The 23,108-nt window shown below is 47.6% G+C and carries 24 protein-coding genes; 20 read left to right on the top strand and 4 right to left on the bottom strand.

Going from position 1 to position 23,108, the window contains the following annotated elements:
• Nucleotides 1-8 precede the first annotated feature (8 nt).
• Nucleotides 9-206 (top strand): helix-turn-helix transcriptional regulator, encoded by a 198-nt coding sequence (locus E7L17_RS12765; protein WP_316323526.1) that lies wholly within the window; start codon nucleotides 9-11, stop codon nucleotides 204-206.
• A complete protein-coding gene (locus tag E7L17_RS12760; protein ID WP_316323525.1) occupies nucleotides 203-685 on the top strand; it encodes a DUF6773 family protein in 483 nt (160 codons plus the stop codon). Before E7L17_RS12765 ends, E7L17_RS12760 begins: the two co-directional genes overlap by 4 nt.
• Nucleotides 686-699: 14 nt before the next feature.
• Here E7L17_RS12760 and E7L17_RS12755 read toward each other — a convergent pair whose 3' ends face one another.
• Entirely contained in the window at nucleotides 700-1,563 is an 864-nt protein-coding gene (locus E7L17_RS12755) for a LysR family transcriptional regulator (RefSeq protein ID WP_316323524.1), read from the bottom strand.
• 148 nt (nucleotides 1,564-1,711) lie between these two features.
• Here E7L17_RS12755 and E7L17_RS12750 point away from each other — a divergent pair, with 148 nt between their 5' ends.
• From E7L17_RS12750 to rpe, 8 genes are all read left to right on the top strand, one after another.
• Nucleotides 1,712-2,941, top strand: coding sequence for an LL-diaminopimelate aminotransferase (locus E7L17_RS12750; protein ID WP_316323523.1), 1,230 nt, complete (start codon nucleotides 1,712-1,714; stop codon nucleotides 2,939-2,941).
• Between the two features lie 136 nt (nucleotides 2,942-3,077).
• Nucleotides 3,078-3,959, top strand: coding sequence for an NYN domain-containing protein (locus tag E7L17_RS12745; protein ID WP_316323522.1), 882 nt, complete (start codon nucleotides 3,078-3,080; stop codon nucleotides 3,957-3,959).
• Nucleotides 3,960-5,038: 1,079 nt separating this feature from the next.
• The gene (locus E7L17_RS12740) at nucleotides 5,039-6,220 is read left to right on the top strand and encodes a ubiquitin-like domain-containing protein (protein ID WP_316323521.1); all 1,182 of its coding nucleotides are present in this window, start codon (nucleotides 5,039-5,041) and stop codon (nucleotides 6,218-6,220) included.
• Between the two features lie 349 nt (nucleotides 6,221-6,569).
• Nucleotides 6,570-8,549 (top strand): sodium-translocating pyrophosphatase, encoded by a 1,980-nt coding sequence (locus tag E7L17_RS12735; RefSeq protein ID WP_316323520.1) that lies wholly within the window; start codon nucleotides 6,570-6,572, stop codon nucleotides 8,547-8,549.
• Nucleotides 8,550-8,725: 176 nt separating this feature from the next.
• Nucleotides 8,726-9,169, top strand: coding sequence for a hypothetical protein (locus tag E7L17_RS12730; protein ID WP_316323519.1), 444 nt, complete (start codon nucleotides 8,726-8,728; stop codon nucleotides 9,167-9,169).
• A gap of 41 nt (nucleotides 9,170-9,210) precedes the next feature.
• Nucleotides 9,211-9,618 (top strand): hypothetical protein, encoded by a 408-nt coding sequence (locus tag E7L17_RS12725; protein WP_316323518.1) that lies wholly within the window; start codon nucleotides 9,211-9,213, stop codon nucleotides 9,616-9,618.
• 2 nt (nucleotides 9,619-9,620) lie between these two features.
• Nucleotides 9,621-10,562, top strand: a complete 942-nt coding sequence (locus E7L17_RS12720) for an AEC family transporter (RefSeq protein ID WP_316323517.1) — start codon at nucleotides 9,621-9,623, stop codon at nucleotides 10,560-10,562.
• A 144-nt stretch (nucleotides 10,563-10,706) separates the two neighbouring features.
• Nucleotides 10,707-11,492 (top strand): ribulose-phosphate 3-epimerase, encoded by a 786-nt coding sequence (gene rpe, locus E7L17_RS12715; RefSeq protein ID WP_316323516.1) that lies wholly within the window; start codon nucleotides 10,707-10,709, stop codon nucleotides 11,490-11,492.
• Here the strand turns inward: rpe and E7L17_RS12710 are convergent.
• On the bottom strand, nucleotides 11,489-12,061 hold the full coding sequence (locus tag E7L17_RS12710) for a hypothetical protein (RefSeq protein ID WP_085832770.1): 573 nt from the start codon (nucleotides 12,059-12,061) through the stop codon (nucleotides 11,489-11,491). The two genes, rpe and E7L17_RS12710, sit on opposite strands and share 4 nt — an antisense overlap.
• 77 nt (nucleotides 12,062-12,138) lie before the next feature.
• Between E7L17_RS12710 and E7L17_RS12705 the strand changes: the two genes are divergently transcribed.
• The 4 genes from E7L17_RS12705 to E7L17_RS12690 are packed head-to-tail and all read left to right on the top strand — an operon-like array spanning nucleotide 12,139 to nucleotide 15,772.
• Nucleotides 12,139-13,377 carry a 4Fe-4S dicluster domain-containing protein gene (locus E7L17_RS12705; RefSeq protein WP_316323515.1) on the top strand — a complete coding sequence of 413 codons (1,239 nt, stop codon included), beginning with the start codon at nucleotides 12,139-12,141 and terminating at the stop codon, nucleotides 13,375-13,377.
• The gene (locus E7L17_RS12700; protein WP_316323514.1) at nucleotides 13,349-14,317 is read left to right on the top strand and encodes an RnfABCDGE type electron transport complex subunit D; all 969 of its coding nucleotides are present in this window, start codon (nucleotides 13,349-13,351) and stop codon (nucleotides 14,315-14,317) included. Before E7L17_RS12705 ends, E7L17_RS12700 begins: the two co-directional genes overlap by 29 nt.
• The gene (locus E7L17_RS12695; protein WP_316323513.1) at nucleotides 14,304-15,002 is read left to right on the top strand and encodes an Rnf-Nqr domain containing protein; all 699 of its coding nucleotides are present in this window, start codon (nucleotides 14,304-14,306) and stop codon (nucleotides 15,000-15,002) included. The genes E7L17_RS12700 and E7L17_RS12695 overlap by 14 nt, the downstream gene beginning before the upstream one ends.
• Complete coding sequence (locus E7L17_RS12690; RefSeq protein ID WP_316323512.1) at nucleotides 15,002-15,772, top strand: Rnf-Nqr domain containing protein; 771 nt, start codon at nucleotides 15,002-15,004, stop codon at nucleotides 15,770-15,772. Before E7L17_RS12695 ends, E7L17_RS12690 begins: the two co-directional genes overlap by 1 nt.
• A 204-nt stretch (nucleotides 15,773-15,976) precedes the next feature.
• On the opposite strand, the gene E7L17_RS12685 is transcribed toward E7L17_RS12690, so the two are convergent.
• Entirely contained in the window at nucleotides 15,977-16,894 is a 918-nt protein-coding gene (locus E7L17_RS12685) for a D-2-hydroxyacid dehydrogenase (RefSeq protein ID WP_316323511.1), read from the bottom strand.
• Nucleotides 16,895-16,918: 24 nt separating this feature from the next.
• Nucleotides 16,919-17,368, bottom strand: a complete 450-nt coding sequence (locus E7L17_RS12680) for a hypothetical protein (RefSeq protein WP_316323510.1) — start codon at nucleotides 17,366-17,368, stop codon at nucleotides 16,919-16,921.
• A gap of 251 nt (nucleotides 17,369-17,619) precedes the next feature.
• On the opposite strand from E7L17_RS12680, the gene E7L17_RS12675 reads away from it, so the two are divergent.
• The 6 genes from E7L17_RS12675 (at nucleotide 17,620) to infB (ending at nucleotide 23,106) form a co-directional block, all read left to right on the top strand.
• Entirely contained in the window at nucleotides 17,620-18,159 is a 540-nt protein-coding gene (locus E7L17_RS12675) for a stage V sporulation T C-terminal domain-containing protein (protein ID WP_009061913.1), read from the top strand.
• A gap of 86 nt (nucleotides 18,160-18,245) precedes the next feature.
• Complete coding sequence (gene rimP, locus E7L17_RS12670) at nucleotides 18,246-18,761, top strand: ribosome maturation factor RimP (protein WP_316323509.1); 516 nt, start codon at nucleotides 18,246-18,248, stop codon at nucleotides 18,759-18,761.
• 6 nt (nucleotides 18,762-18,767) lie between these two features.
• The gene (nusA, locus tag E7L17_RS12665) at nucleotides 18,768-19,856 is read left to right on the top strand and encodes a transcription termination factor NusA (RefSeq protein WP_316323508.1); all 1,089 of its coding nucleotides are present in this window, start codon (nucleotides 18,768-18,770) and stop codon (nucleotides 19,854-19,856) included.
• Between the two features lie 85 nt (nucleotides 19,857-19,941).
• On the top strand, nucleotides 19,942-20,238 hold the full coding sequence (gene rnpM, locus E7L17_RS12660) for an RNase P modulator RnpM (RefSeq protein ID WP_316323507.1): 297 nt from the start codon (nucleotides 19,942-19,944) through the stop codon (nucleotides 20,236-20,238).
• The gene (locus E7L17_RS12655; protein ID WP_316323506.1) at nucleotides 20,235-20,558 is read left to right on the top strand and encodes a L7Ae/L30e/S12e/Gadd45 family ribosomal protein; all 324 of its coding nucleotides are present in this window, start codon (nucleotides 20,235-20,237) and stop codon (nucleotides 20,556-20,558) included. The genes rnpM and E7L17_RS12655 overlap by 4 nt, the downstream gene beginning before the upstream one ends.
• Before the next feature lie 4 nt (nucleotides 20,559-20,562).
• Nucleotides 20,563-23,106 (top strand): translation initiation factor IF-2, encoded by a 2,544-nt coding sequence (gene infB / locus E7L17_RS12650; protein ID WP_316323536.1) that lies wholly within the window; start codon nucleotides 20,563-20,565, stop codon nucleotides 23,104-23,106.
• The last annotated feature ends 2 nt before the right edge of the window (nucleotides 23,107-23,108 follow it).

Genomic DNA, 23,108 nt, shown 5'->3' with positions numbered 1-23,108 from the left:
GGATTTCCTTGAAGAATAAGAAAATGAGAATGGCTAGAATGGAACTGGAGATGAGCCAAGAGGATTTAGCAAATATGGTTGGTGTTACGCGGCAAACAATTGGGTTAATCGAATCTGGGAACTACAATCCTACATTAAAGCTTTGCACGGCAATCTGCAAAGCTCTTAATACAACCTTAAACGATATCTTTTGGGAGGAATCATGATGAATATAAAAGATGAGCGTGTGATTCAATTAAATAATAAGATTCAAAGCGAAGCGTATCTGCTTGTACTATTTCTAGCGACAGCTTCCGTTATTGTAAAATCTTACGTGTTAAATTTCGCTTTTTCTCAGTATGTTGTCGAGCTTGGCATCATTCTAATATCCACGCTTTACATCTCCGTTCGAGGAATGATGCTTGGAAATAGCTTTGTAAGCACAACAAAGACCGGAAAGCGTCTAACGGTATTCGCTATTGTGGTTTTAAGCCTTATCATCGGCGGTATCACTGGAGTGAAGAATTACACTCTTTACGGGGATAAATACACCGGTATTTTTGACGGGTATTTTATTGCTACGATTTTAATTACATCTTTGTCTGCGGTAATCTTTATTTCCTTGATCATTGCAGTACTATATTGGTTGAATAACAAAGGGCAAAAAAGAATGGAAAAGAAACTAAATGAAGAAGATGGCGATTGAATCGCAACTTTCTTTTATACAGAATCGGTTTGCATTGCCTTTAGCAATACTTCGCTCTCTGCCTCTCCCCGTGAAAGCAGATAACAGTTTACCCGGGGAATGGAAAAATCGAGCAGAGGGATGTTGCGGAGCGCCCCTTGGTTAATAGAGTCTCTTACCATACTGTCAGGTAGAAAAGAATATCCTCTGCCGCTGGATAGAAACGGCAGAAGATTGGCACTGCGGTCTATCTCCAATGGAAACGCATGCCCTGCTGGGAATAGGTCGCGAATATAGCTGCCAACCTCCTGAAAGGGAAAATCACAATATAAATAAGGAATACCGGTAAGCTCCTTTTGTAGAATACCTTGCCGGTATTCCTTATTTTGCGGAGCGGTAACCAATAACAGCTCGTCTGTGGTGAATAAGGAGCAGGAGATGTTACGTTTGGTATAGGGCACATAAGTAAAGGCAATGTCTAAAGTGTGATCCTGAAGCATTTGAATCAACGAATGGGAGTGCCCAATTACAATATTCAGCTTTGTGTTTGGGTGGTTAAGTGAGTAGTCGACGAGCTTTGGTGCAAGGTGGCAGTCGTAAATGGTATTGGTCGAACCAATCCGCAGAGAAGCTTGGTAGTGAGACATGCTGTCAAGCTCTTCAGCGGCGCTCTGCGTAAGCTCTACAATACGCCTTGCATAAGAAAGAAAGCGCTCACCCTGCTCAGTTAACCGAAGCTGCTTTCGGTTGCGAATAAAAAGAGGATTCCCGAGCTCAGCCTCCAACTCCTGGATGCGGTTTGTTACGGTGGATTGTGCCACAAACAATTGGTTCGCGGTATGGGTATAATTTTTAAGCTCAGCAAGTAGCAAAAAAGTTTGTAACATATCGGTATTCATACGGTGCCGCCCTTTCTAACTAATGATAAAATAAAATTACAAATATCGAAAAAATGAATGATAATTATCGGTTATATCAGTTTTACATATCATACTACATCCTGTTATACTAAGCAATAAGAACGAAAGCTAGAAAGGATGGGGTGTAGTGGAATATCTTCAGGAGCTGTTTGCAGATCGCATAGGTGGTTCATCATTTGGCAAGCAGGTGGAATTATATAAGTTTGAGAAAATAAAAAAAACAAGGCGAGAGATGGAGCGGGAGCACCCGGAAACCCCAATGATTGATTTGGGCGTGGGGGAGCCGGATGCGATGCCAGACGCCGGTGTAATCGATGTTCTTTATGAGCAGGCAAAGGTGTGGAAGAACCGCGGATACGCGGATAATGGTATTCTGCTTTTTCAGCAAGCTGCTGCAGAGTACATGGAGAATATATTTGGAGTGAGCGGACTAAACCCGCAAACACAGGTTCTTCACTCCATGGGCTCTAAGGCTGCTTTGGCAATGATACCGCAGGCGTTTATAAATCCAGGCGATATTACACTCATGACGGTACCGGGGTACCCCATACTAGGAACCAAAACAAAGTGGCTGGGGGGAGCGGTGTATCCGCTGCCGCTGCTGAGAGAAAATCATTTTCTGCCAGATTTACAGGCGATTCCGCAGGCTGTGCTGCAGAAAGCAAAGCTTCTCTACCTCAATTACCCCAATAACCCTACCGGTGCGGCGGCAACAAAAGAGTTTTTTCAGGAAGTAATTGCATTTGCAAAGAAAAATAAGATAATTGTAATTCAGGATGCCGCTTATGGAGCGCTTACTTTTGGGGAGCGTCCGCTCAGCTTTTTGTCCATAGAGGGCGCAATGGAGGTTGGAATTGAGGTTCACTCGTTGAGTAAATCGTATAATATGACCGGCTGGCGTTTGGGCTTTGTAGCGGGCAACGAAAAAATTGTAAAAGCAATTGCAGCGGTAAAGGATAATAACGACTCCGGTCAGTTCATCCCCATACAGCATGCAGGCGCCTATGCGCTTCGCCACCCAGAGATTACAGAGGCCACAAGTGAAAAATACCGCAGGCGGCATGAGCTGCTTTCCGCTGCTTTGCGTAGAGTTGGTTTCATGGCATCCTCGCCTAAAGCCTCCTTTTATGAATATATGGAGATACCTAAAGGGACACGGGATGGCCGCACCTTTACGAGTGCAGATGAGTTTTCGGATTTTCTGCTGCGCAACGCATGCATCTCTACAGTTCCGTGGGATGATGTGGGACATTACATACGTATTTCGGTTACGTTTGTTGCAAATGGTGAGGAAGAGGAAAAGCAGATTATAGAAGAAATTGAGCGTAGACTTATGCGCTGTGAGCTTGTATTTTAAAAGATACCAGAGTGCCCAAGCCCTTTCTAGCAATAATTAGAAAGGGCTTGGGCTATACTGTTAGTAGATTATATGATAGTAAAATTTTATTGTAAAAGCAAAAAAGATGTGTTACGCTCAAGAAGAGGTGAAAACGATGGATGCAATGAATAAACAGCAGCCAGTAAACGTTGCGGTTTTTATCGACTACGAAAACGTTTATAAGTGCTTGCTGGAGCAAAATCAAAATATGCTGCGTTTGGCTTTTTTCGAGAAGCTGAGGGAATGGTGCCGACTACATGGCAAGCGTGTAGTCAACATAGCGGTCTATTGTAACTTTGATAATAACGACTTACATGAGTCCTATCATCAGTCACTGCTGCAATCCTATGGGGTTGAAACCATTCATACAGCAAACCAGGGTAAAAACTATGCAGACCTGAAGATTACAATAGATGTGCTCGGTTCCATCTATTCCAACCACAATATAGACGAATTTTTCATTATGTCGAACGACAAAGACATGACCCCGCTACTCAATGTAATTCGTGCCAACAAAAGAAATGTGTCGGTAATTACAACCGGAGACCAATATAATGAGGCGTTAACCGCCTTTGCGGATGAGCACATTAGCTTAGAAGAAATTGTACAAACAAAAATAACGCACCGTGTTCTGGATGATATTATTGATCAGTACTGGAAGAAGTTCACCAAGTATTTTGATGAAAAAATTGCAGAGCACGATAAGACCGGTGTGTTTAAGGAATATGCTCTGGAGTATAATTTAAAAAATGAGATTGCTTTCTCAAAGGTGATGATTTATGAGATGGCAAATATCTTATTGGATCTATATCGGCAAGGCAAAGTGATTTTTTATCACTATTTGTATAATGGCAGGTTGTATGTCGCAATGCTCCCCGCAGATAAAAAAGAAATACTAATTCAAAAAAAGATATTAACGAAAGAAGCAATTATAACCGATTTTGATATGGAATCGGTTGTAAAAGCGAAATACGATTATTATAAAAGAATGGATTAAAAACAAACAAATAATAGGTGCTATTTTACCGCGTTTTTCACACTGAAAAGCGCGGTTTTTTGCATCATTTCCCTTTTCATTATATATAGGGGAAAATACATGCACTTTGTGCGTTATAAAAAGAGCGATAAAGATAGGGATTTACCTGAATTTCTTTCACATTTTTAAACCACAGCGCATTAGTTTTCGCAGCTCAAAGGATACACACAAATTCCTTATATATAATGAAAAGGAAATACGGTTTCAAAATTAACTTTTCAAGCATTTTAAAACGATTTTGTTTAAGCTCATTTTTTGATGTTATAAGCCTATTCCCAAAAAAAGTCCAAAAGAAATATGTGAAATTTTTTCTCTAATAATTGGGAATGATTATATAGGTAAAAATTGTTTCAAAATAGGATTAAAGTAAGTGAAATAATTCGACTTTATCATTCCTTACTTATTGATATTACATTTTTTAACAGGTAAATAAATACAAATACATGCAGTTATATTCTTGCTTTTTATGAAAATGTTAGACAGTCAGTCTCCTCTAAAAATGGTGTTTTGCGGTATGAAAATCGGTAATCACTCAGTTTACATCTGTTATTTTTTAAACTTATTTTTCGCGAGGAAAAGACAATTTCTTACAGGTTATGAAATTCCAATGTCGGAAATTAAAAAACCGTTAAAAATGTAGCTATAGCTGAATTTTTTAAGTAGGCGTTACGTTAATCCTCATGACTTTATGCCGAAATAATCTCTTATTTTACAAAGAAAAACAGCCTTGTAATGATTGTAACAAGTTTGTAACCGTTCATTTTCTTACAGTTTGCACAGAAAGGGGGGGAGTTTTTCCCGATGAAAAAAAAGAAAATCGAAGAAAAGAGGCGTTTATAATATTCGAAAAAGAATTATAGTGTTTTTCAATTGTGCAAACCGTACAAAAATACAATGCAAATGAATTTGACAGCGTTCATATTGTGCAGATATAATATCGCCATCGACGAAATCCGAATTCCTTACCTCAACGACGCAAAGCTTCTTTGCGGCTTTTTCATTTTCAGAGCAGTTGGGGAAGAAGAAAGGAGACAATGCAGTTGGAACTACATTTTCCGGCTAAAAAATTCGTAGCGTTCGCGTTAACGATGATTATTTTTCTGAGTTCAGTCGTAACAGCGGTTGCAACAACCATTGCCGCAACCATCGTGGACGATAATAACACGTATACCATTCAGGTGCTGTCTTCCAAAACCGAAGACATTTTGGCACAGGCCCAAGTTGAGGTAGGCCCCCACGATGTGGTAACTAGAAATGACGAGCATGGAATCTTCATTCATATTCGCAGAGGATACGAGGTAAACGTATCGGCTAAAGGCAAAACAACTCCTGTGATTATGTACACGAACGAAACCGCAGCTCAGGCACTCCAAAAGGCTGGCGTACAGGTAAGCGGAAAAGATAAGCTGAATGTACCGCTCGACCAGGAGCTGTCTTCGGGAGCGCAGGTAAAGCTTACGAAGCAATATGGAATTCACGTATTGTTTGATGGTGGCTTCCGCAGCCCCACGGTCTCAGAAGGAACCGTGCAGCAGGCTTTAAAAGAGAGCGGCATCACTTTGGGAAAAGACGACATCGTTACCCCCTCCCTCGATACATCGGTGGGAGATGGCCTTGTAGTGGCTGTTAAGAGAGTGACTTACCGTGAAGTAAAGAAAACAGAAGATATTCCCTTTACCACTGTTGAAAAAGAGAGCGATACGGTTTCTCCGGGTGCTTTCCGTGTAACAACAGTTGGTGAACAAGGCCAGCGTGAAGTAGTTGTTCGCGAGAAGCTTGTGGATGGTTCGGTGGAAGACTCCGAAACCGTAAGCAGCGCTATTGTGAAACAACCGGTTGCCGAAGTAAAGCTGGTTTCCCCGGCTGAGGAAGAGGAAGCAGTCTCTGCTACTCCCACCTTTACAGACAGCAACGGCAAGCAGGTATCTTTTCGCAAGGTAATTAAGGGCAAGGCGACGGCGTATACCTCAAACGGCGGTCGTACCTCAACTGGCAAGCTGGCTCAGGTTGGCTATGTAGCGGTTGACCCGAAAGTGATTCCTTATGGAACAAAATTGTATATCACCTCGCCCAATGGTAAGGTAGTATACGGTTATGCCGAGGCAGCCGACACCGGCGGTGCAATGCGCAGCGGCCGTGTACTGGTTGATTTGTATTACGATACAGAGAGCCAGTGCAACAGCTTTGGCGTTCGCAATATGCTGATTTATGTTCTGGACTGACCACGGCTTATGTAAAAAATGAAAAAGGAACGGCAGAAATTCTGCCGTTCCTTTTTTTGCTTTATCTACTAAATTTAAATGTTTCATTCCGATAAAAGCAAGCTTTGTTAATTTCCGTAAAAGAATAGAAAGCGCGAAGTCCATCGAATTTTGTGCATAATTCTTAATTGTTTTTTACAATTTACTTTAAAAATGGCTTGTTTCTTGACTCTCAACTTTTCAACATGGTATAATTGCGCAACATATCTTTATTTTTTTATGCGGTTTTGCTTTACGGGAACGCACGTGGCACAGATGAATTATGTATCAACCGCATTTAAGAAAAACGAATACAGAGGAGAAAATTAGAATGGATTTGTACTATTACCTAGCAGCTGGGGCTGCGCTGGTCGCGCTGCTTTCGGCGGCAATTTTGGCAAGGCAGGTAACCGCACAAGCGGAAGGCACGGAGCGTATGAGAGAAATTGCTGCGGCAATTCGAGATGGGGCAAACGCTTTTTTATGGGCAGAATACAAGATTCTGGCGGTCTTCATTGTTGTGGTATTTGCACTTATGTCAGCAGTGTCTGGCTTTTTGGGGTCAGGCGCATTTTTAATGGGAGCGGTTTCTTCCATATTGGCAGGTTTTTTTGGCATGAACATCGCTACCCGCGCAAATGTGCGCACAGCCAATGCGGCAAAAGAGCACGGAATGCACCGTGCTCTTGGCATTGCGTTTTCCGGTGGTGCTGTAACCGGGCTTAGCGTAGTGGGCCTTGGCCTTTTGGGCGTAGGAATGCTGTATTATTTCGTACGCGACCCCAATATTCTGTTTAATTACAGCTTAGGTGTTTCCTCCATTGCGCTGTTTGCGCGAGTGGGCGGTGGTATTTACACCAAAGCGGCAGATGTAGGCGCCGACTTGGTAGGAAAGGTAGAAGCCGGTATTCCGGAGGATGACCCGCGTAACCCGGCGGTCATTGCCGACAATGTGGGCGATAACGTAGGTGACGTAGCCGGCATGGGTGCCGATTTATTTGAGTCCTATTCCGTATCCATTGTTTCCGCCATTTCTTTGGGTTTGGCTGTCTTCGGCGAAAAGGGGGCACTGTACCCGCTATTGTTGGCGGCAGTTGGTATTTTTGCTTCTGTCATTGGAATGATTTTAATACGCATGAGTGATCAGAAGAATCCCAAGCGTGTGCTCGACAGCGGCACGCACTTTGCGAGCATTGTCGTAATGATTGGCGCTCTCCTGCTCAGCAACTGGCTGTTTGATGGCCTTATGCCCGGCTTTGCAGTGGTAGCCGGTCTTCTGGCAGGTGTTTTGATTGGTATGTTAACGGAAGTATACACTTCTGCAGATTTTGGGTTCGTAAAAAAAATTGCACGCCAGTCTGAAACAGGCTCGGCAACCAATATCATCAGTGGTCTTGCAGTCGGAATGACATCCGTTACCATTCCTCTGCTCACGATTTGTGCCGCCATTTTTGTGTCTTACTCGGTTGGCGGTTTGTATGGGATTGCTCTTGCCGCTTTGGGGATGCTCTCCACCACAGGCATTACGGTCGCAATTGACGCCTACGGCCCAATTGCAGATAACGCAGGCGGTATTGCAGAGATGAGCGGGATGGATTCCTCTGTGCGTGAGATTACCGACCAGCTTGACGCGGTGGGTAACACCACAGCGGCAGTAGGAAAAGGCTTTGCGATTGGTTCGGCGGCGCTGACTGCACTTTCACTGTTTGTTTCGTATGCGGAGGCGGTTGAGCTTGATTCCATCAGCATTCTAGAGCCCCGTGTTATGATTGGCTTACTCATTGGTGGTATGATGCCGTTCCTGTTTTCTGCGTTTACCATGGAATCGGTTGGCAAGGCCGCTTTTGAGATGATTGAAGAGGTGCGTCGTCAGTTTCACACCATGCCCGGCATTATGAACGGTACCCAAAAGCCGGATTATAAAAAATGCGTGGCAATTTCTACGCGTGCCGCGTTAAAAGAAATGCTTGCCCCGGGTTTAATTGCAATTATGACTCCAGTGGCGGTAGGGCTTTTGTTGGGTGTGCAAGCGTTGGGCGGCACATTGGCAGGTGCCTTAGTTACCGGCGTAATGATGGCAATCTTTATGGCAAACTCCGGTGGAGCATGGGATAATGCGAAAAAATATATTGAGCAGGGAAATCACGGCGGTAAAGGCAGCCATGCTCATAAGGCGGCAGTAGTAGGTGACACGGTAGGAGATCCGTTTAAGGATACCTCCGGCCCTGCCCTGAATACGCTGATTAAGCTAATGTCTATCATTGCTTTGGTATTTGCTCCGATTTTCCTATCAAAGGGAAGCTTGTTGTAAAAGAGGCTGTAAAACACATGGTCTTAAGTCCAAAGGTTAGAAAGCAGAGCACTCCTTACATAGGGGTGGCTCTGCTTTCTAATTTAAAAAATAGTTTCTACCCTCTTGTAAATCGAACATACATTTGGTAAAATAGCATCATTCGAACATATGAGCTGTTTTCGGAGGGCATAAAAATGAGTACTGTGGTAACCTTAGGAACGCTGGTAATTGCAGTGGCCGTATTTCTTTGGAAGCGTCCTTGCTGCAAGAGGACAAAGGAAATTTGGGGTTTGTGCGTATTATCTGGAGTCGTGGGCTTGCTTGTGCCGGGCGGTGCTTTTGCAATGCAGGCAGTGCAAAGCCTGCTGCAAGGTTTGCTCGCGAGCTGCTGTTTGCTGGCGGTAAAAAAAGATTATCGTTTGAGAGCTAGGTATCTCCATGCTTGCCATTTGCGTGCGGCTTTGCCCCAACAACAGCGCAATCCAGAGTTTGCAAATTGTGCTTCAAAATTAGCGCCGATGCGGGAATCCTTGACATTACCCGCCGGGGGTTTTATACTTAGAACATTATTTTGGGTTTTTATTTCAAAAGCAAGGGGCTTGCAGGCAAGGCTTTTTTGCCGCCTTGTAACGAAATAACCCGGGAAATTCTCTGTGAAAAGAACAGGAGAGAATACGGTATGATGGCATATCTTTACCCCGTTATCTGGTTTGCGGCAGGGTTGATTATGATTTTCAAACTCCGGCAGGAAAATAAGATTTTTATTTTCGCTGGAATTTACTTTTTGTTTTTAGGCGGCTGGTGGCTGACCAATATTCTTTACCCAGATTACCACATGTTCTCCGGGAATATGGGGTGGATACTGCGCGGAGTTACCGCATTAGCTCTGGCTGTGGTAGGTGTGGCCTTTTACCGTGAGAAAAAACGAACCGAGGCAATGCTTGAGAACGATAAAGAGGAGCAGAGCATGCCGCAGGATACCGAACTGGAAGCGCTTGAGTCGGTAGAACCGAAAGAGACGCAAGTGGCGGAAGAAAAAGAAACTTTACCCGAGGAAAAATCATCGGATACCCACAGGGAGGACTAACCTTGCTTGCATCGATTCTCACTGTTGCTGAAAAAGTGTTCGTCATGTTTTTAATGATGGGCTTGGGGTATCTTTGCTACTATAAGCGCATCATTACTTCACGCGGCGCTGCACAGCTGACGAATCTGCTCTTGTACATTGTTGGGCCTTGCCTTATCATCACCGCGTTGCAGGGGAACTCTGGCTCGGTAAGTACAGGGAACATCCTGTTAACTATTGGTTTGTTTTTGGTCGGGATGATTGCTGCTGCCATTGCAATGCAGCTTCTGTTTCGCTCACAATCACCAAAACGAGCCGGGATGCTGCGTTACGGTGTGGTGTATACCAACTGCGGGTTTATGGGTTTGCCGCTGGCACAGGCGATTCTGGGCAATGCAGGCGTTGTGTATGCTTCGGCCTGCCTCGTGGCTTTTAATCTGCTTACTTGGACGCATGGGTACCTTCTGCTGGGCGGCGGTGGCGATGACCGCAGGCAGATGCTGAAAAACGCTTTGCTCAACCCCGGTACCATCAGCTTTGCGGTGGGTCTACCTTTGTTTGCCTTTTCGTTACAGCTGCCGGAGCCGATTATGGCTACCATGGATTCCGTTGGTGCGATGAACACACCGCTCGCCATGATTGTGGTAGGCACCTATTTGGCACAGCTAAAGATAAAAGAGATTTTTTCAGACCGAGAGGTCTTAAAGGTTACGGTATTGCGCCTTGTTGTTGTTCCGGCGGTGTTTTTAGTGCCGCTGTGGCTTCTTCAGCCTGATTCCGGAGTGCTCATTACCACTGTGCTCCTTATGGCGGCACCGGTTGGTATGAATTCGGTTCTGTTTGCAATCAAGCTGGGGAACGATGTGCCCCTTGCCTGTAAAATGGTGGCAATGAGCACGTTGCTTTCTATTTTTACGATGCCGGTGGTAGCGGCAGTGGCACAGCGTTTGGCGACTGCTGCTTAAAAAGCAGTGGCGTTCGTGTGATTATGCGCATAGTATGGAATGCGGGCGAGATTGAGTACCGCTTCAAATAGATTGCCTGCCTCAGTCGTTTCGGCTGTGGCGGGCATTTTCTTTTTGGACGTGTTTTGAGGGATGACACTGTGCTTGAAAAAGGGTGCAAATTGGGGTAAAATAGAACAGATTGAAATGGGAAGCGGCGCCCCTTGTGAAAATAATGGGATGCCGCAGTTCCCAATGGGCGAATTTGCCCTCAAAACAGCCGCTGCGCTTGCGCAGGAAGGAGTTCTCACCATGTTAGTAGCCCCCTCAATGTTAGCATCCGATTTTTCCCATTTAGCGGACGAACTAAAAAAAATAACGGATGGCGGAGCCGATTACGTTCATTTGGATGTAATGGACGGTGCATTTGTGCCAAATATATCCTTTGGTGCGCCGGTAATTGCCGCCATGCGCCCTCATACGTCAATGCTGTTTGATGTTCACCTCATGATACAGCACCCCAAACGCTACATAGCCGATTTTGCAAAAGCTGGGGCAGATATTATATCGTTCCATGTGGAATGTGCAGATGACCCTGCAGAAGTAATCGCAGAGATTGTATCTCATGGCGTAAAGCCCGCTATGGTGTTAAAGCCGAATACACCGGCTGAGTCGATTTTCCCATACCTGGACAAGCTATACATGGTGCTGCTAATGACGGTGGAACCCGGTTTTGGTGGGCAGAGTTTTATGCCGGAGCCGCTTTTAAAGGCACGGCAGTTAAAAGAGAAAAATCCCTCCGTCTTAATTGAAGCAGACGGAGGGATCAATGCCCAAACGGTATTGGATTGTGCCCAGGCGGGCGTAGATATTTGCGTAGCGGGTACAGGCGTGTTTAAAGCGACTGACCCTGCGCAGGCAATCCGGCAGCTGCAGTCTGCCGGTTGCTAAAGGCAGCCCCCAACCTGATTTACTGCATCGCGTGAGAGAAGCTCACCGTGTTCCATACACAATGCAGCGGCAGTTTTCCCAATGCCGCGCAGTCGAGCATATTCTTTTAAAAATGCTTCTGTTTTTTCTTTCATTGCAAAATACGGGGATAGGATTAGCCGGTAGTTGCTCCCATACCGCAAGAGCTGGCACCCACCAAGGGTGTTAATTCGGTATAGGTGCTCCAGAACATCCAGAAGATCTCCGGCGTTTTCCAGTTCATACACATAGGGCCCGGAGCATTTAATCCGGTAAATTTTACGCGGTTCTCCTTTCTTTGCTTTCGCTGGGGATACCGCGGTAAACATCAGCACGGTTTCGCCGTCTGCGGTTGCCATTGCACGAATCGCCACCTGATCTCTTTTTAGTGTGAAGTTGGTACTGGCACAAGCCGCAGCGAAAATACGGGCTATTGTTAAACGGCAGTGCAGGCTGTTCCAGCTTAGTCCCTGCATTAGCCCCAAGGCTCGGGTTTCCCGTGCGGTTAGGATGATCAGCAGGTGAGAAGCATCCAGGGCTTTTGTCTTCAATCGAACACCCCCAATCACATTTAGAGCTTCACTACTATAATATTAACGGCCCCGGTATTTTGTAAGAGGTGATTTCAATGATTTCGTTTTTTTCCTCCGGAATTCGTCTGGAACAACAAAAAAGTCGTACCATGAAAGCGAAGATTTTAGTGCTGCCGGCGCCAAAGGTACTCTATGTGCCCTTGCCGGGTGCTCAGGCAATCTCAGACCGCTGTGTGCGAGTACAAGAGACGGTACTGCGCTTTTCGCAGCTTTCCATGCCGGGCAGTCATGTTGCAGTTACCTCACCGGTGAGCGGCACGGTTACCGGTTTTCAAACCTTTTCCCACCCGGTACGGGGTACCGTAGACTGTGCGGTGATTGAGCAGGACGGTGAGGAACAGGAGCTAACCCTGCGTGCTCCAGAAATGGAGAGTACACCGGAGGGGTTAATTCACCTTGCGGCGGTTGCAGGGATTATTGATGAATATGATGGGATACCCTTGTTTAAGAAGCTAAAACGCCTCAGAAGAATGAAAATTGATTGGCTTGGTGCAAATGTGCTGGATGACGAGCCTTATGTTTGCAGCGGTTTGGCTGTCCTGCGAGAGAACCCGCAGGGGGTACAAAGAGGGCTGGAGATCGCAGCACTTGCTGTTGGCGCAAAGAAAACCGGCGTTGCGGTTGTTAGCGATTTGCGGGCGCGCAGCTACTCGCATGTGTCTGGCCATATTGCAGATCTTCTGGTAGGCAGCGGCGGGCGTTACCCGGCACAGCCGGGTTTAATAAAGAGATTGCGAAAGCAGGGCTTTCACCCGGGGTTAATCGGGGTGCAGGCTCTCGAGGCGTTTTCACAAGCGGCAGAGCGGGGAATTCCCCAAACAACCACGGTTATCACCGTTGCAGGGGAGGGCGTATCTCGCTGGCAGAACCTGCGGGTACCGCTCGGTATGCCGATTGGGGAGCTGCTCACTGCCTGTGGGCGTAAGAAACGTACGGCAGTAATTGCTGGTTCTCCCATTACCGGAAACCGGGTTGAGGAGCTTTCTGCGCCGGTTACAGCGGATTTGCGCTGCCTGATTGTATTGCCGGAAGCAAAGCAAACCGTTAAGGTGTTCCCTTGTATTGGGTGCGGCAAGTGCGAAGCTGCCTGCCCGGTTGGAATAATGCCTTGGGATATATACCGCCGTTTAAAGGGGCAGGAGTTCCCCGATGCAAAGCAGCTTTTGCGAGCCGAGCATTGCGTTGGCTGCAACGCTTGCTCTGTTGTGTGTCCATCCGGGCTGGAGCTTGCCGAGGCGGTAGCCCGTGCAATGGAAATCAAAGAAAGGGGATAAGCGCCGAATGCAGCAGCTTATAATACAAAAACCGCCGTTTCTCCGCAGTGGCCAAACGGTGTCTAGCATGATGAAGGACATGCTGTTGGCGCTGGCACTCCTTTTGCCTTTGCCTACGGTTCACTATGGCACGCAAGTGCTGCTCATTGCCTTCGTATCCGTGGCCTCTTGCTTTGTTTGTGAGGTAGCTGCCTGTATGGTCGCCAAGCGACAGGTAAATATATCGGAGTTATCTTCCGCGGTAACCGGATTAATCATTGCAATGCTTATGCCACCGAATGCACCTTTGTGGTTGCCCATGGCAGCGGCAGCTTTTGCAGTTCTGGTTGCCCGTGTGCCGTTTGGGTTTACCGGGAATAACCCATTTAATCCGGCGGCAGCGGGTGTAGCGTTTGTTACCGTCTTTTGGCCGCAGAAGGTCTTTTCCTATTTAGAGCAGTCAGCTTCGTCTGTACTAAAGGAGGGGCTAAAGCCCTTTCAAATTCCTTCTGAAATGCTATGGGGCAATACAAGCGGCGCCATTGGCACCACCGCCGTGTTGGTAATTGCCGCTTGTGCAGTCTATTTAATCGTGAAGAGAACCGTAAATTGGAGAATTACCGTTTGCTTTTTGGCAGCCGCAGGGCTAATGTCACTGCTTTTCCCACGCATCATGGTAACGCCCCTTACTTCATTAAAATATGAAATGCTATCCGGTTCGTTACTGTTCTGCGCGGTGTTTTTAATAACGGATCCTGTAACATCACCCCGCACACAGGTGGGCAAGGCAATTTATGGTGCTGTTGCCGGCGTGCTGATTATGCTGATGCGCCGTTATGGCGCCTTTGAGCAGGCGGCATGCTTTGCGGTGCTGCTTATGAACGCGATTTCTCCTGTCATTGACAGCTTTGTGATTGCCATTCTAACGAGAAGGGAGGCAAGGCGTAGTGAGCAGCAATAAAAAGAGGACCAAGGCACAGCCGCAGATTATGGAAAAGGGAAGCCGCAAAAGTGCTTCGCGGGGCTCAAAAAAAACAATGCAGCAGCGGTTGGTGAAAGAAAGCATCGGTATTTTTCTGAATGGTTTCGTGTATCGTAACCCGGTTGCGCTTGGTGCGTTGGGTCTCTTCCCCGTAGTTGGAGCAGGGTATAGCATGGAGAATGCGGCCGTGCTCTCTCTCATGATGTTGGTAATGATGCTGCCAGTCTGCCTGATTAGCGGGTGGCTCAAAATACCGGTGTGGATACGTCCCGCCTTGGTTTTGATTCTTTCTGGTATTCTGTATATTCCTGCAGCTTATCTTACCAAATGGCTATTACCGCAAGCCGTATCTGCTCTGGGGCTATATGCGATTTTGATGATTGGCAACTCCATTGTGCTTTCTCGTGCGAATGACTATGCTCCAACGCATATTTCGTTAGCAGTGTTAATGGATTCTTTCGGCTGTACGGCTGGCTTTTCCGCCGTACTATTTTTGGTTGCCGCATTCCGTGAGATTTGGGATAAACTCGTTGCAAAAACGGGCGGCGTGTACCATGCGGGGGCATACCCGCTGGTTGGGTTCTTACTGCTTGGTATGATTGCGGCTCTGATTCAGCACATGAATGCGAAACGCTTGGCGGCAGAAAGGAAGGCGAAGCAGTAATGGAAATGGCAGCACAGTTATTTCTTTTTGCAGTTTTGGCGATTACCGCGCAGAATGTGATTTTCTGTGGGGGAATTGGCTTTAGCCGCGTACTGCGTGCGGCACGCAGACCTAAAATTTTGCTTTCTTATGCAGGCCTATTGAGCTTGTTTACGCTTCTTTCTGCATGGCTTGGAATCGGAATCAATAAGTTGATTCCCGGAATGAGCCCCATTGCTTTTTACCGCCCAGCTGTTTTTGCAGCGTGTGTTGCGGTTTTGTATTTGCTTGTGGCTCTTATATACCGCGTATTTTTTGCGGCACGTTATAAAAGGTTGGAGCCTGTGTTTTCATCCTCCGCTATTAATTGCCTGGTTTTGTCGATGCCCTTTATTCAAAGAGTATTTCGTATGAATGAATGGCAGATTACCGGTTACGCAATTGGATCAGGTGTGGCGTTCTTTTTGGCGGCGTTGGTTTTATCTCATGCGATGGAGCGGTTGAAAAATCCCGATATGCCAAAAGCGTTTCAAGGTTTGCCATCGGTGTTTTTGTATGTAGGTATTTTATCGCTTGCGATGTTTGGTTTTGCAGGAGGGAAGGAAAGGGTGAAAGTAGGCAAAGGCCTTCCAAAGGGAGAGTATCGATTCTCTCCCTTTGGATTCCCTCTCAACGACCAAAGGCTCTGCCTTTGGAATCCGGGTGAGCTCCCGCTCTGCATCTGTTTTCCGCACAGGAAACAAGCCTGTGCGTTGCAGATTGCACGTAAGGTTTTGCTTTGCCGCTCGTAAATAAAAGAAGTACCTAGCTACCGAACATCTTTCTGCGAGTTAAAGAGAGCGCTCCAAAAATGATTTTCAATTAAATAAAGAATAAGAATAAATTTGGTTTTCAACAGAAAGTTAACAACTTGTTGAAAACTCTCTTAAAATCTTCAAATAAAAAATCCCCACTCTCAAAAAGAGCAGGGGATTTTACGTATTCCTATAAAATAATTAAAGGTTTTCTTCTAAGAAGCGTTTTATATTCCGAGCGCCTAGCTCTAAAACCAGATCCAGCGTTTTGGGCAAGTGAAACAGCCCTGCAATGTGTGGTGTTAAAATCACATTTTTCTCCTGCCACAAAGGGTCGCTTGCCGGCAGAGGTTCGGGGTCACAAACGTCGGTCACAAAACCGCCAAGGTGCCCGCTATGCAAAGCGGCCAGCACATCTTCTTGATTCACGGACTTACCACGACCTCCGTTAATCAGTAACGCACCCGGCTTCATCAGCCCCAGCCGGTGCTTGTCCATAAAATGATGCGTCTCTTTTGTATACGGTAATGCCATTGCCACTGCATCCGCTTTGGGGAGAAGCTGTTCCAGCTCATCAAGTGTGTGCATTTCATCAAAAGCTTCGTCTGGCGAACCGCCGGAGCGCTTCACACCAATGGTATAAGAGCCAAGCGCTTTGCATAATCGGGCATAATGGGTACCAATGTCTCCTGCGCCAATTACCAAAACCTTCATGGAGGAGAGCGATCGCACCTCGCCTTCATCCTTCCACAAGGATTGCTGCTGATTGTCGCGGTAGAGGTGCAGTTTTTTACAAAACGCAAGCGTGAGAGCAAGCATGTGCTCTGAAACGGCAACTCCATAAGCGCCGCTCGCGCTAATCATGTTACAGTTGGGCGGTAGAATGCCATCGGCATCGTATTTATCACTGCCTGCGGTTCTCAATTGCAGCAGGCGCAAATTCGGCAGCTTGGCCAGCTTTTCGGGCGGCGGGTTGCCAAAAATAATCTCAGCCTCATAAAGCTGTTCCTCACTTACCGTCTTAAAGGTGGCATAAGTAATTGCCGTACCGGGAATGCTTTGTTCCAGGCGCTCTTTTTGCGAATCGGATAAACGCGTTAAAACCAAAACCTTTTTCATGTAGACACTCCCTAAAGCAATAATTTAGTAGTGAATCGAATCCAGCATTTTGTCGAGTACCGCTTGGTCAGAGGTAAGGCACTTGCCGTAAATCACGGTATTGTTTACTCGGCTTACCCGGTAATAAAGCTCACCGTTTGTTACCGTATACTTTGCGTATGGGGTGGAGTCTAAATTTGTGGGCTTGTTGCCGCCGGTCTGAATTCCATCTTTTAATGAATTGTACATCCGCAGAGCAACACTGTCGTCTGCAAGAGCGGCGTAATACAGCTCATTACCGCTTTTATCGGTTGCACTCATGTAGCTTTTTGCACCGTTGAGCTGTGCGGTATTGTCAGTTACGGTGTAGCCAGCCCCTTCGGCCATGGTTTTAAAATCGTTTGCGTCTACGGCGGTGCGTGCAGAGCAGCTGGTCATAGCCAATGCCAGCACAAGCACCAGCAATGCAGATGAAAGAAAAAATCTTTGTTTCAACGGGAGTTCCTCCTGTGTATTGGGTAAATTTTTTTCAAGTGCGACGAATTATGTGAAAATTTATTTGCGACGATACACGTCTTTATGGCGTATATTATACACCAAAATGGGGCAAAAGAACAGCGCATTCCTCTGATTCAATTGTTAAAATCCTCCATAGGAATTCCTTGGCGGAATTGGTAACCGCATGAATAACAGAAAAGAGAGTGCGGATAATAATTACAAATCAAAACGCAGGAGGGAGTATTATCTTGAAGGCAACAGGAATTGTCAGAAGAATTGATGATCTGGGTCGTGTCGTAATTCCGAAAGAAATCCGCCGTACTCTGAGAATCCGCGAGGGCGATCCTCTTGAGATTTTTACGGATGCTGAGGGTGGCGTTATTTTTAAGAAGTATTCAGCAGTTGGGGAGATGTCTGCTTTTGCAGCACAGTACGCAGATGTTCTGAGTAAAATAGCAAATCGACCGGCTCTAGTGTGTGACTGTGACCATGTGATCGCAGTAGCGGGTGCATCCCGTAAAGAGTATATGGAACGCCGTGTTTCGCAGGATTTGGAAGAAACCATGCACGCTCGCCACACGTATGTGCGTGACCAGAACAGCCCCCCGTTACAGCCGGTTGAAGGAATTAACCGTGCGGCGTCGGTGGTGTACCCCATCATTGCATCAAGCGACGTTATGGGAGCGGTTGTACTGCTCGCGGGGGATTCCTCCGAACAGCCCGATGCAAGCGATATTAAGCTCACGCAGGCCGCGGCTTCGTTTCTGGCGCGGCAGATTGAAAACTGAAATTAAAGTTGCATTTTAAAAAGTATTATGCTATACTAATTTGAGTAAATAACGGTGAGGATGAAAGAGTGGGGTGACCCGCTCTTTTGTTTGTCTATGAGGTGAAAGCGTTGGCTGCAAAGAAAAAATCAGGGAATACCGTATCTGCTGTTTGGGCTTTGGCAGAGAAGGCCGCAAGCGGCACAGGCGTTACAATTTGGGATGTTCGCTTTGTAAAAGAGGGAGCAGATTGGTTTTTGCGCGTATTTCTCGACAAACCCGAGGGTATTAGTATGGATGACTGCGTAATGGTCAGCCGTGAGCTGAACACCCTGCTGGATGAAGAAGACTTAATTGAGCAAAGCTATTGCCTGGAGGTTTGTTCTCCGGGAATTAACAGAGAATTGACCCGCCCGGAGCATTTTGAGCGTTTTACCGGCTCGCCGGTGCGGGTTAAATTGATTCGCCCGCTGCCGGACGGCCGCCGGGAGCTTAACGGGGAGCTGCTCTCTTTGGCAGATGGAGAAATCCGCCTGCAAGTTGATGAGGAAGAAGTATTGACCATAGCCCAGAAAGACAGCGTCTCGGTGCGCCTGTTGGATGACGATTTTGAAGAGGAGTAAGGTTAGATGAACAGCGAAGTTTTTGAGGCTTTGAATTTGTTGGAAAAGGAACGTGGCATCCCGGTCGATTTTATGCTGGATAAAATCAAGAAAGCGATTTTAACCGCCTGTAAGAACAGCTACGGTAACGAGGATGCGCTCATCAACATGGATGCCGCCCGCGGCAATTTTGAAGTGTTCCTGCGTAAAATCGTTGTAGAGCAGGTGGAAGACCCGGGCAAAGAAATTTCGCTGGCGCAGGCTAGAGAAATCGACCCCTCTGCAGGTATGGAAGATAAGGTCAACGTAGCGCTCAATACCAAGGAGTTTGGCAGAATCGCTGCACAAACTGCTAGAAATATCATTCGCCAGGGCATTCGCGACGGCGAGCGCGGGCAAATGATGCAGGAGTTCCAGAGTAAAAATCAGGAGCTGGTAAGCGCATTGGTTGAGCGTGTAGACCCCCGTTCGGGAGCGGCTACCCTTAAAATTGGCAAGGCGGAAGCCGTGCTGCCCAAAAGTGAGCAGGTTGGCGACGAGCAGCTGCGTGAGGGTGACCATATAAAGGTTTATGTAGTGGATGTAAAAGAGACAGAAAAAGGCCCCCGTGCTATGATTAGCCGTACGCACCCCGACTTGGTGAAACGCCTTTTTGAAACCGAAGTGCCTGAAATTTATGACGGCGTAGTTGAAATTAAAGCCGTTTCCCGCGAAGCAGGTTCCCGCACAAAGCTTGCGGTGCAAAGCCACAACGCAGACGTTGACGCGGTTGGCGCGTGCATTGGTGCCAGAGGCGCCCGTGTTTCGAATATCGTCAATGAGCTTGGCGGCGAGAAAATTGATATTGTGGAGTACAGTGAAGACCCCGCTCAATTTATTGCTTCCGCCCTTTCTCCGGCAGACGTTGTTTCTGTTCAGGTGGCAGAGGATGGCTCTCGCGTATGCCGAGTCACTGTGCCGGATAGCCAGCTTTCGCTTGCCATTGGCAACAAGGGTCAAAACGCCCGCCTTGCCGCAAAGCTAACTGGCTGGAAGATTGACATTAAGCCCGAAAGTGGTTTTTTTGGCGAAGAGCCGGCAGCTGCTGAAAAAGCAGAAGTAATAGAGGAAGAATAACATAAGGCAATCGGCCGGGGAGCCTCCCATCCCATGTAAACAGGGAGAGAAGCCGCGCAACTGCGCGGGAAGGAGTAAGTGTAGTATGATGCAAAAGCGCGTGCCCCTGCGTATGTGCGCAGGCTGCGGAGAAATGAAACCGAAAAAAGAGCTGGTACGAGTGGTTAAAGCCCCGGATGTGAAAGATGATTCTGGGCAGGTCACTGGGCCAGGGGAAATTTCGCTGGATTTAATCGGCCGTAAACCCGGGCGCGGTGCTTATGTATGTAAGGATATAAATTGTCTGAGAGCGGCGCGTAAGTCCAAGCGGTTTGAGCGGGTATTTTCCTGCGCTATACCGCCGGAGGTGTACGACCGCCTGGAGGAGGAGATCGGAAAATGACAAATCGGGTTCTCTCTCTTTTAGGTATCGCCCGGCGCGCGGGCCGGCTCAGTTTGGGTCATGATGCCGTAGACGAAGCCTTGAAGAAGAGAGAAGCAAAACTGATCGTATTAGCGCAGGATGTTTCTGCGCGCACTGCCACCCATGCGCAAAAGGCGGCTCAGCAGGCTGAGGTGCCTTGCCTTGTACTTGCAGATGGCATGGATGAAATCGGTATGGCAATTGGCAAAAAAATCGGTGTGATTGCAGTAAACGATCAGGGATTCGCTAAGAGGTTGACGGAGCTGGCCAATGAGGCGGCAGACAAACGGGAGGGATGAGTTAATGATGATGAAATACAGGGTGCATGAAGTAGCGAAAGATCTTAACGTACCGAATAAGGTTGTATTAGATATTATTCAAAAGTATTGCGATGAAACCAAAAAACATATGACTGCGTTAACCGAGAAAGAGCTAGATATGGTGTTTGAATCCATTACCCAGCAGAAAAGCACAGGCTCTTTGGACGCCTATTTTGCAGATAATGCGCAGAGCGCACCGCAGCAGCCTGCCGCAGAGGCAGTACAGCCCGCAGCGGCGGCACCCGCGCAACCGGTACCGGTAGTGGCACAGCCTGCGCAGCCCGCACAACCGGCTGCACAACCGGCACAGCAGCAGCCGCCCGTGCGCAAGGCCGTAAAGCCGGGTAAAATTACACCGGTAGGCCCCAAACCAACTGCCCCTCAGGGTCAGCAACAGGGTCAAAACCGCCCGCAGCAGAGCCAGCAGCGCCCTGCTCAGCAGCAGAACCAGCAGAATCGTCCCCAGCAGAATCAGCACCACGGCCAGAATGCACAGCCGCATCAAGGCCATGCTCCTGCTTCCTCTTCCGCTGATTCCAATGTGGTAAGAAAGCCCCAGGGTCGTATTGTAGACACTCGTACCTCTAATGTAGAGCTCGACCGCTATAATGAAAAGTATGACCGTATGGCTTCTGAAAAAGTGAAGACAGACAACGTTGTGAAAAAGCAAAAGCTCACACAGCGTAGCTCACAGTACCGCGGCAAGCCCAGAAACGCACGCCGTGAGACCGAGGGCGAGCGTTTGCGCCGTATTGCACAGGAGCGCAAGCAAAAGCAAATGACGATTACCATTCCAGAGGAACTCACCGTCAGCGAGTTTGCACTTCGCCTGAAGGCAACCGCAGCAGAAGTCATCAAAAAACTGATGGCGATGGGTGTGTTCGCTACTGTAAATGATACCATTGATTACGATACCGCCTCTCTTGTTGCGATGGAGTTCCATGCAAAGGTAGAAAAAGAGGTTGTTGTAACCATTGAAGAGCAGATTATTGACGACAGTGAAGATGAGGATGACAACCTGATTGCCCGTGCACCTGTTGTAGTTGTTATGGGTCACGTTGATCACGGTAAAACCTCATTGCTTGACGCCATTCGCAATGCGAAGGTAACTTCTTCCGAAGCAGGCGGCATTACCCAGCACATTGGCGCCTACCGCGTTGAGGTGCAGGATCGCCCCATTACCTTCCTCGATACCCCTGGTCACGCAGCGTTTACCACCATGCGTGCTCGTGGTGCACAGGTAACCGATATTGCAGTTTTGGTTGTTGCTGCCGATGACGGCGTTATGCCCCAGACGGTTGAGGCAATCAACCACGCAAAGGCTGCGGGCGTTTCTATCATCGTAGCGGTTAACAAAATGGATAAGCCCGCTGCAAACCCCGACCATGTGAAGCAACAGCTTACAGAGTATGGCCTTGTTGCGGAAGAATGGGGCGGCGATACGCCGTGCATCCCGGTTTCTGCCAAAACACAGCAGGGCATCGATGATTTGTTAGAGATGATTCAGCTGGTTGCCGACATGAAGGAGCTTCGTGCGAACCCTGAGCGTGCTGCAAAGGGTACGGTTATTGAGGCTCGTTTGGATAAGGGCCGCGGCCCCATCGCAACTGTGCTGGTGCAGAACGGCACCCTGCATGTGGGCGATATTGTTGTGGCTGGCTCCAGCGTTGGCCGTGTACGTGCGATGATGGATGACCGTGGTAACCGTGTGCAGGAAGCGGGACCCTCTATGCCGGTCGAAATCACCGGTCTTGGAGAAGTTCCCTCAGGTGGCGATACACTCAACGCAGTATCGGATGAGCGCTTGGCTCGTGAGCTGGTTGAACAGCGCTACAATGAGCAGAAGGAAGAGCAGTTCCGTGCGCAGACGAAGGTCACGCTCGACAACCTGTTTGACCAAATGCAGCAGGGTGAAATGAAGACTCTTCAAGTCATTGTGAAGGCAGACGTGCAGGGCTCTGTGGAGGCGGTTCGCCAGTCTCTGGAGAAGCTCACGAACGAAGAAGTTCGCGTAGCCGTAATTCATGGTGGTGTTGGTGCCATTAGCGAATCCGACGTAATGCTTGCAAATGCTTCGAACGCCATTATTGTCGGCTTTAACGTTCGCCCCGATCCCATTGCCGAAGAAAACGCAAAGCGTGACGGCGTGGATATGCGACTGTACCGCATTATTTATGACTGCATCGACGAGATTGAATCTGCAATGAAGGGCATGCTTGCTCCGAAATTCCGCGAGATTGCTCTCGGCAAGGCAGAGGCACGTGAGATTTACAAAATTACCAATGTGGGCATCATTATTGGCGCTCATATTACATCCGGCAAACTGATCAGAAACGCCCAGGTTCGCGTGGTGCGTGACGGAATCGTGATTACCGAGGATAAGATAGCCTCTCTGCGCCGCTTTAAAGACGACGTTAAGGAAGTGGCAGAGGGCTACGACTGCGGTATCGGTTTGGATCGCTTCAACGATGTAAAGGAAGGCGACATTCTGGAAGCTTTTGTTATGGAGGAATACCGGGAGGATTAAGG

Source organism: Clostridium sp., from assembly GCF_032576335.1.
Classification (GTDB): domain Bacteria; phylum Bacillota; class Clostridia; order Oscillospirales; family Acutalibacteraceae; genus Faecalispora.
This window is presented reverse-complemented; position numbering and strand designations above follow the sequence as displayed.